4 protein-coding genes are annotated in these 9,291 nt (G+C 34.0%); 1 reads left to right on the forward strand and 3 read right to left on the reverse strand.

What is annotated here, in order from left to right; genetic code table 11:
• Positions 1-310 precede the first annotated feature (310 nt).
• From H0V01_04740 to H0V01_04750, 3 genes are all read right to left on the reverse strand, one after another.
• Entirely contained in the window at positions 311-838 is a 528-nt protein-coding gene (locus H0V01_04740; protein MBA2582679.1) for a hypothetical protein, read from the reverse strand.
• A gap of 86 nt (positions 839-924) precedes the next feature.
• On the reverse strand, positions 925-1,425 hold the full coding sequence (locus H0V01_04745; protein MBA2582680.1) for a hypothetical protein: 501 nt from the start codon (positions 1,423-1,425) through the stop codon (positions 925-927).
• A gap of 949 nt (positions 1,426-2,374) precedes the next feature.
• Positions 2,375-4,141 carry a T9SS type A sorting domain-containing protein gene (locus H0V01_04750; protein ID MBA2582681.1) on the reverse strand — a complete coding sequence of 589 codons (1,767 nt, stop codon included), beginning with the start codon at positions 4,139-4,141 and terminating at the stop codon, positions 2,375-2,377.
• A 291-nt stretch (positions 4,142-4,432) separates the two neighbouring features.
• Here H0V01_04750 and H0V01_04755 point away from each other — a divergent pair, with 291 nt between their 5' ends.
• Positions 4,433-8,893, forward strand: a complete 4,461-nt coding sequence (locus H0V01_04755) for a T9SS type A sorting domain-containing protein (protein MBA2582682.1) — start codon at positions 4,433-4,435, stop codon at positions 8,891-8,893.
• Positions 8,894-9,291 lie beyond the last annotated feature (398 nt).

Below are 9,291 nucleotides of genomic sequence, written 5' to 3' on the forward strand. Positions count from 1 at the left end.
AAATAGAAAAACAATTTTTGAACCTAAAAACAAATGATATACCTTTGACCAAATTGTGCACTCTTGTTTCCATTTTCTGTGCACTCTTATTTACCATTTTCTGTGCATTGTTGATTACCGACTACAAGTGACAGTCGCTCTGTGTGTTTGAATGCTAAAACTTTTTAAGTGGGGGGAGGAAAAAATGAAGTTCTTTTGGGAGAGATGGAAGCTTATTTACAATTTTTGGTTTTCGAGGGGGGCAGGTGAGAATTGTAAATGTGCTTCCAACTGCGTGCTGGCTTTGCAATGCAATTTGTCAATATTACTATTAAACAGTCTTTTCAAAATGGATTTTACGAGAATTCTGTCTTTCAAGATATCCACCTACTTTTAGGCCAGTGTCAATGTTTACAGTAATTTTCCAATTGCCATTTTCAAGTTTCTTTCCTTTAACAATTCCTTTTTTTAATTTTACTATATCCTTTTGTAGAGAATTAGATAATATTTTCCATGAATAATTGCAATTAATATCATTAAGTTCTGTGTCTTTAAATTCGAAGCTTTCCAATTCTGATCCAATTTCAAATATAAGAACTTCAGTAAAGGTTGGCTCGTAATCATTAGCATTCACAAAAACAGTACTTTGTCTTTGATAAACAAAAACTATCTTATTTCCATCGTATATTTTGTATTGTTCAAGAGTAGTTAAATCTGCATTAATTTCAAATGAGGAGTTGGGATAAACAGCAAAATTTTCAGGATCTTTGATTTTTTTATTATCTGACTTACCATTACAAGCAGAACCTAACAATGCAATAAACATCATTAATATTAATCCTTTTAGCAGTTTCTTCATAAATTGGTTGTTCACTAAAATAATCATTTCACAAACATAATATTTTAAATCGTACTCTTATGTAATAAGTTCAAGATTTCTAACTATTAGTCCGAATGCCACAATGAGTCGTTGTTTTTCTTTTTAGCTTGTTCAATTAAAGTTTCTGAAACTAATGTATTAGAGAAATATTTAAATAAACTATAGTACAATCCCTCGTTTCTTGAATGCCATTTATTTTCGAAATAATAGTTTCCTTGATAATCAAAATAAAGGTTAACTGATTTCTTTTTTTCAAACTTTAATTCAACATAATTCCTTATCATAGTAAACGATGCGGAATCCGAAGGAATAATTTTTTGGGAATTTAATTTATCAATGCAATCATTATAATTTACAAACATATTTTCCAAACCCAGACCATTATTTTCAAAGTAGTATTTATACCTTCCTTTAAAATTATCCATGGTATATGCTATTTTTGATTTAAGATTCCATTCAACAGTATATATTTTTATTAAGGTGACTCCTACTTCTGAGTCTTTCTGAGCATAAATATTTGAATTGATGTTGTGAATTAAAAAAAATAATAAAAATAGATTTTTCATATAATATACTTTAAGTTCTAATACAAACATAGCATTTTATAGCTAATTGTCTTAAAATGCATGGGAATTTCATTTAATTATAGCAGAAATTTGGGGTGGAGAAATGGCTCTTTTTATTTTGTTTGTGTTGGCTAGTGTGATAGGCAAAATAAAATGTGCCATTTTGGGATGGGGAACTTCATTTTTTTGTGTGGGAGGAAAAAGTTTTAGCATGAAGGGAGGGGCTGCTTCAAGTGTTGTAAGTTTGCACAAAAGGTGCTGAATGCTGCTAGCCAAAACAAATTTGTGCTGTTCAGTCATCCGTAAAAAAAGGCTTTCAGTTAACGTTTTTTGCATATACGCTGGTGGCGATTATTGCACCGAACCAAAAACCGTGAGCAGCAAAGTTAATAGAAATTAAAGGCTTTGCAATAGAGCACCAAGCCCGCCACTGGCGGATATGCAATGTTATGCGATGGCATTTCCCACTTCCATAGAAAGTCACGATTAGTTGCGAACAGCAGTGTAACGCCCATGAATAGTGCCAGGGGCTCCGTGTGTTTGGGTGTTTTAATTTTTTAAAGAGGGAGGGGGAGAAAAAAAAATTGAAATCCTGCGTAGGAAAAATGGAAGCTTATTTATAATTTTTGGTTTGCGCGATTGGTTTTAGAGGGAATTATGAATGTGCTTATATGTGCGAAAGGGTAAAGTAATGACTTTCTTGCTTTGTACTGATATCGGCAGATAGGAGCATTCTGGAATAGGCTTACATTGGTATCAAATGGGTTTGTCATAGGTTTCGTATGCCTTTATAATGGCTTTATCATTCTTTAGCCAAGCCTTAGCCATACCTTCGTGATACCTTTTTCATATTAGGCAAAGCTTCAGAAATAAAAATAGGTTATTTCTTGTTTTTTATAATTGAAAATTAGGTTTAAAAATTTTCGCCTTTCCACATAACATTTAACTTTTACTTACTGACAATCAGCTTTCTCACAAACAGCTCCCTATCGATTAACAGTTCCACAAAATAAACCCCATGTGCATTTTTGCCTAAATCAATTTGTTTTTGAAAAGTACCTGTGTGATTTTGTTCTATAGTTTCGAAAATGACTGCACCAGTTAAGTTTCTTACTATAATATTTGCCATACCTGGTTGGGCTGAGTGATAATGTATGGTAAAGCTACTTTGAGTGGGGTTAGGGTAAATATTTAGGTCATTCCTTTTACTTCCAGAATTGATTTGATTTGTTGTGTCATAATCCTTAATTTTGACAATAAAGGCATTTGCATAATAATCCGTTTCCAAAAGAATGTTTCCAAAACCTGTTTTCCCGGTAAACATCCCCGTTAGATAACAGTTATTTTCTTCGTCATTAATCAAGGACATGGCACTCGGTTCAGAATATACATCATTATATGTGTGGGTACTGGTAAGCCATATAAGATCACCCTTATTATTTAACTTTGCCACAAAGATATTAGCCGTATTTTCAGGCCCTTCACGGGTAAATATTTTATTTCCTATTTCAATAGTATCATGAAAAGTTCCCCCGATAAAAATATTACTATTTTTATCTAAGCTTATCCCTCCTACTATGTTTGCATGGCCTCTTATTCTTTTTATATTTTTAACCCATTCTAAACTACCATCAGATCTATATTTAGCCACAAAAGGATTAGCAAAATTTGCGGTTCGATTGGGTCCAGAATAATATATATTACTGCCATATAAAGTTACCGCATTTCCTCCTCGCCCAAATGTGGCAGTAGTGTCATAACTTCCGGTTATGTAAACATTTCCATCAGAATCTGAAGTGATTTCTCCTACGGCATCCGATATTACCCCGCCCGCTTTTTCCGCCCAAAGAAAATTTCCTTCCAAATCGTAACTTCCTAAAAAAATATCGGTACTTGGACTTCCCCAAGGGGCTGTAATAGATGCAAGAGTAGCCGTATCTGGTGCTGTGCCAAATAATATCTTACCTATAATGAAGCCTGAGATAAATATTTGATTTCCGCTAATACTTAGTTTGGAGCAATTAATAGAATTAATATTTCCATCATTTACTGCTTTAAACAACCGCAGCCATTTTAAATTCCCGTCTTTGTCATATTTGGCAAGAATTCCATTGGTTTGAGGAAAGTAATCCCCGTACAGTATAGTATCTCCGATTATGATTTCTTTTGTATATTGACCTAATACAAATATATTTCCTTCAGAATCAGTTTTTACATTTTTAAGACCTTGAGAATGCACACCTTTAATGTGTCTTGCCCAGATAAAATTACCGGCTGTGTCGTACCTGGCTAAAAACCCATCCCAGTTTTCCTGAAATTGTAAAGTATCGCTGTTGTTTCCGGAACCAAAAAACACAGATCCGCTGAAAGTGCCCGTAACATACAAGCTTCCAGTTCTATTGTCTATGCATATTCCTTCAATCCCTTTACCTTGCCTTATAGCCCATTTTAGATTACCCAATTTATCAATTTTAATAATAAAATTTTCCATTGTATGTCTTCCAGGTGCAGGAGTCGCGGCAATAAGCATTTTATCATTAATACTTATTGTGTCCAAATAATAACCTGCGACATAAATATTTCCAGCCTCATCCTTGTCCATAAATTCTCCGAAAGCCCTTCCAAACTTTACACCTTTTCCCTCAATTGCCCATTCGAACGTTTGTCCATGGATATTAAGATGAAAAAGCAAACAAAATAAAAAAATTATTCTCATTTCCATATTTACTTCTAGTAAGAAAATTTATGCCATCTTAAAAAAGGTTATTAAAAGCAGATGTTTAATAAGATTTTACTTTTCTGGGGAAAATAAAATGAATATAACGGGAATTTTGTTTCCCAAAAATTTGGTAATTATAAAATTCATGTTTAACATTGAATTAATATATTATCAAAAAAGCAATTCATATGAAAAAAAAAACTACTTTGTGTTTTAGCTATTTTATTGTTAATCACCAATATCACAATTGGGCAACAGCCTCCTGTTTTTTTTGGAATTAATGCGTGGATGCCAAAATATGTAGGAACTCAAGATGTAGGTGGGAAGTTGGATGGGCTATGGGGAACTGTTTCGCAATCTTCACCTGCATATATTAGAATAGGTGGTATTGACTTTGATAATTTAAATCCGGCTGTAGTAACAGGATATAGAAAAAATTTAACCGACATGATTGGACAGATAAGAGCTAAAATGCCGAATGTCATAATAATCGTGCAAATACCTGTGAATAATGAAGTATATACTCCTGCTCAGGCGGCTTCCTTAGTAACATTTCTGAATCAGACAGAGGGCTTGAATATTATCAATTTTTCTATTGGAAATGAACCCTCAAGCGAATATAATACAGCTGGAGTAGATTATACTGCTGCTGAAATTGTAAACTATTTTTCACTTTTTTCTATAGCAATTCGCGATGCTCAGGAATTAATAAATACTACTCCCTTAACAATATGGGGTCCTGATTTGAATGAAAATGATTATTCTTATGGACCTAAATGGGTATTGCGGGATCTTTTAGGTGGAGATCCATATTCCTCCATTAATGATATTTGTCTTATGCGTGATAATAAAAATCGCTATATTTTAGATGTTTTAGCTTTTCATACATATCCATACGGGCCCAGTTATACACGAAATGATGTAATAAGTTATCCTGGCGGTAATTTTTCAACTCAATTACAGCCTATAATTACTCTTGTAAATGCTGCCAATCAATCTCGTGGTGCCAACCCTTTAAAAATTGCAGTGACTGAATTTAATGTTAATTGGGCAAGTAATATTCATACTCAAGTTAATCCGGCAATAGATGGAGTAGGTTCTTCTTCTTTTATAGCTGGCCAATTTTGGGCAGATATGTTTTCCAATGGCCTCAAAAATTCAATAATGGCAATGATGCCTTGGTCAGTTCATGAAAGTGGAGGAGATTCAGATAATGGAGATAAGGGATATTTAGGCAATCCAAATGGAGAAATTCGCAAATCCACCTACTGGCACTTCAAACTCCTTGCTGATCATTTCAAATCAGGCACCAATTATACTGCAAATTACGCTCCTGGCACTGTTAATGGTATGCCCAATTTAAAAGCCTTTGGTTGTTATTTTACGGGAAATTCAACAATTGCAAATCAAAAATATATTATGCTGCTCAATCAAGATGAATCTGCAACCCGTGCATATACCATTCATACCAATAGCAGCTCTGGTAACATCAACTTTTCGATGCCGGGCACCAACAAAATTATAACAGGCGATATTCCTGCAAGAACCACTTTTCTAATAATGATAGACTGTGATGGAAATGAAAGTGGTCGGTGGATCTATAAGGAAACCGATAATCTTGCAAATCAATCTCCTCAATGGATTGAAGTTTCAAATGATAAGCATTTTACGGTAAGTTTTGATCCCCCATTATATCCCAGTTTGAATTTATCCCCCTGTATAACTGTAACGGCTTCTACAACTACCTCCAATACAGTTTATTCTTATATAGCTACTCCTCCTGGCATGACACCAGGTACTAATAATAACGAATTTACTTTGTGTTCCACGAATACTGAAATTCAACATTTTATTATAGCTACAAATAATAATGGATGTAAAGTTGTTGAAGGCGTTACAACTGACCAGGGCATTGCCGTTGGAGGTTGTGGACCTGAAATCACAGGATCAAATGCTACTTGTTCAGGTAATTATCTAAATGGAACAGCTTCAATTACTAATTGTTATAATTGCACTGCTATTGAATGGAACACAGGTAGTACATTATATACTTTAAATAATTTATCACCCGGAACATATACTGCAGTGGTAACAAACATTTCCGCACTAAGTGGACAGCCCTGTACAGATACTTACACGGTAACTTTAAATCCGGATTTTATTCAGCAAAAGAAAATTACAGGTAATGCATATTGGAATAACTCAGGAAAGGTAGCAGGTATAGTTGAAATAGAAAACGGAGGCAAATTATATATCAATTCTCCATTGCTTGAAGTTGCTTCTAATACAAAGTTTATTGTAAAAAGTGGCGGGGAAATGATTGTTAATGCATCAACCATTCAGGCTATGAGCAATTGTTTTTCTGGAAATTGGCAAGGTATAGAAGTAAAGCCCGGTGGAAGATTAATTTTAAATGACGGTGCTCAAATAAAAATAAAGGGAAATGGAAAAATACTTATTGAAGCAACAACTGCATCTGTAGGCCATTTAAATTATAATCAGGGTGCCATAATTAATCTTACTGATGCTGCAAGCACTTTGGAACTACAAGGCGTACTTAATATTGGTGCAAATGCAGTATTTACATTTTCAGGCAACGGATTTATTAAATTCAATAAACCTTCAGCGCCTTTTGATAATGTTCAGGCTGCTTCCGGGAGTTCAATAAATATTACAAAGAGCAGTGATACCCAAAAAGTCATTGAGGTTACTCAGGGCCATTTAGTGCTTCCGGCAAATCTTACCCTATTTAGATTAAACTTGTGCAAAGTTGAACTTGGATCTTATTCTTATATAATGCCAATTGGAACTAACACAGAGATTGAACTAAGAAGAACACGGATAGCAAGTAATATTGGTACAGCAAACAGTAATCATAACGGTTTCAGCCTTAATGGACAAAGCAAGGTTTATATTTGGGGAAGCATATTTGAAAATGGCAATTATGGACTTCGTTCATTGTCTGTTCATGGGAATTCAAATATTACTATTATCTCAAGTACATTTAGAAACTGTTATATTGCTGGTTTGTATACAACTGGAAGCGGAGTGATAATGACAGATGTTACCTTTAAAAACAATGAAACTGGGTGGTTTGCCCAGGGGATGAAATCACCTTCCGTTCTTGGAAGTGTAACAATGGGAGGATCAGTCGCTAATGCCAATTATGACGGTATTAATTATCATGGGGGCAGCAATGCGACTTTAACTCTCAATAGTTCAAATATTTCAAATAATTTGATTGGAGGCATATACGTCTCTGGCGCAAATATTAAGATAAGATGCAGCTCCATAAAAAACAATGCATATGAAGGTATATTTATGGATAATAACTCTACCCTCACAATGAGCAGCGACCATGAAACAGGTTATAATGACCTAAGAGGAAATGGTTTTGATGCTGCCTATGGTAATGGAGATAAGATTAATATTAGATTCAAAAATGCGAAAAATTTCCTTGTAAATAATGGATATAATAATTTATCAACGGGTACTAATGTGCATTATAAATGTGCAAGTACAGATAATGTTTGTGATCCATCTATTGATGGAACACTTAGAATAGATTATAATAACTGTGGCAATAATAACTGTTCAGACATACATATTCAAGCTAATAATAACAGATGGATTTCAGATCAAATTACATTCCCTGCACTACCCAGATACAAAAAAGAATATAAATTAACCACAAGCTATAATTGTTATCATAATCAATACTCGCAAGGTCAGACAAGAAAAATCCTACTCAAAGATGATTATCCTCAAAACAATCAGAGTTGCCCTTCAAGTGGAGGCGGAGGAGTAATAGTAATAGATAATCCTTTATTCTTTTGCCCATCCTGTATTGTGATTAACACGCCTTCTTTTAATAATAAAAAAATAAATTTAGCTGTAAGGGAAATAATTGAGAAAGTAGTACCTGACCAAACGGGTTCTCAAAATACAAATAGGATTGCTGTGCAAAATTTCCATGAAATATTTAAATATCTAAAAGATAATGAACCTGCAATAAACAATAAAGATGCTTATTTAATTAAACTATCCTATCAATATATGCTGGAAGCCCTTGGGAATGCATATATAAATAATGAACTTCAGGAAGTTTCTTTAAATTCAAATATGCCTGATGAAGTCTTGAAGGTATTGGATACTCAGAATTATATTTTAGACTATTCCGATTGTTTTACACCGGCCTTATATGAAGATAAGAAGATTTCTTTGGGGTTAGATAAAGGACAGGTTTTAAGACTTGCAGGAAAACGTAATCTGGCATTAAATGAATTTAATAATATACTTTCAGGTGCAACATTGTCTGATAAAGAAACTATAGAATCCTGGATTTGTTTAACTGAAAAAGAATTAAGTTTACAAAATGAGCTTATTGACATACATGAATTTACATCTGAAATTGAAAGCTGTCCAAAAACAAGAAAAAGAAATTCCACTTCTTCAAATAGATTTGTGCAGGAATTAGAACTGAAGGAAAATGAACATAAACATAAAGATTTTAATTTTAAATTATATCCGAATCCTGCAAGCAATGCTGTTAAGGTTCAGTTACCGGGAACAGATACTTATTCAGAACTGATTATTTATAATTCGTTAGGAATACAGGTAAAAACAATTCAATTAAATACAGAACAAGAACTATTTATTGATTGTACACATTTTGCAACAGGCATTTATCAATTTGTTTTAAAATCAGGAAATAGCGTTTTAGTTGAACGACTTGTTATTAGTAAATAACAAAACTAACAGAAGAAAAATTGCAGGAACTTTGGGTGAGAGGAAATAGCTCTTTGACTTTTGCCAAGGTGTGTTGGCTTTTGGGATGTGGCAAAAGGCAATGTGCTATTGTGCGGCTGGGGATTTCAATTTTTTTTTTGCGGGTGGGGAAAAATTAAAGCACGAAGCGTAAGGCTGCTCTGAACCTTGAAGATTGCAGAAAAGGTGCTCAATGAAAAAGACAAAAAAGGCTCGCGTTCCTTTCTGTCATTGCGTTACAGAATGCTATTGCATAACGTTATTTGCATATACGCAGGTGGCGATTATTGCACCGAACCAAAAACCGCGGGCAGCAAAGTTAATAGAAATTAAAGGCTTTGCAATAGAGTACCTAGACCGCCACTTGAGGATATGCAATG

It is taken from the genome of Bacteroidota bacterium (assembly GCA_013696965.1).
Taxonomy (GTDB): domain Bacteria; phylum Bacteroidota; class Bacteroidia; order JACCXN01; family JACCXN01; genus JACCXN01.

Excerpts from the sequence above, each read along its gene's own strand:
- H0V01_04755 (MBA2582682.1), top strand. The coding sequence starts at position 4,433 with ATGCCAAAATATGTAGGAACTCAAGATGTAGGTGGGAAGTTGGATGGG.
- H0V01_04745 (MBA2582680.1), bottom strand. The coding sequence starts at position 1,425 with ATGAAAAATCTATTTTTATTATTTTTTTTAATTCACAACATCAATTCA.
- H0V01_04740 (MBA2582679.1), bottom strand. The coding sequence starts at position 838 with ATGAAGAAACTGCTAAAAGGATTAATATTAATGATGTTTATTGCATTG.
- H0V01_04750 (MBA2582681.1), bottom strand. The coding sequence starts at position 4,141 with ATGAGAATAATTTTTTTATTTTGTTTGCTTTTTCATCTTAATATCCAT.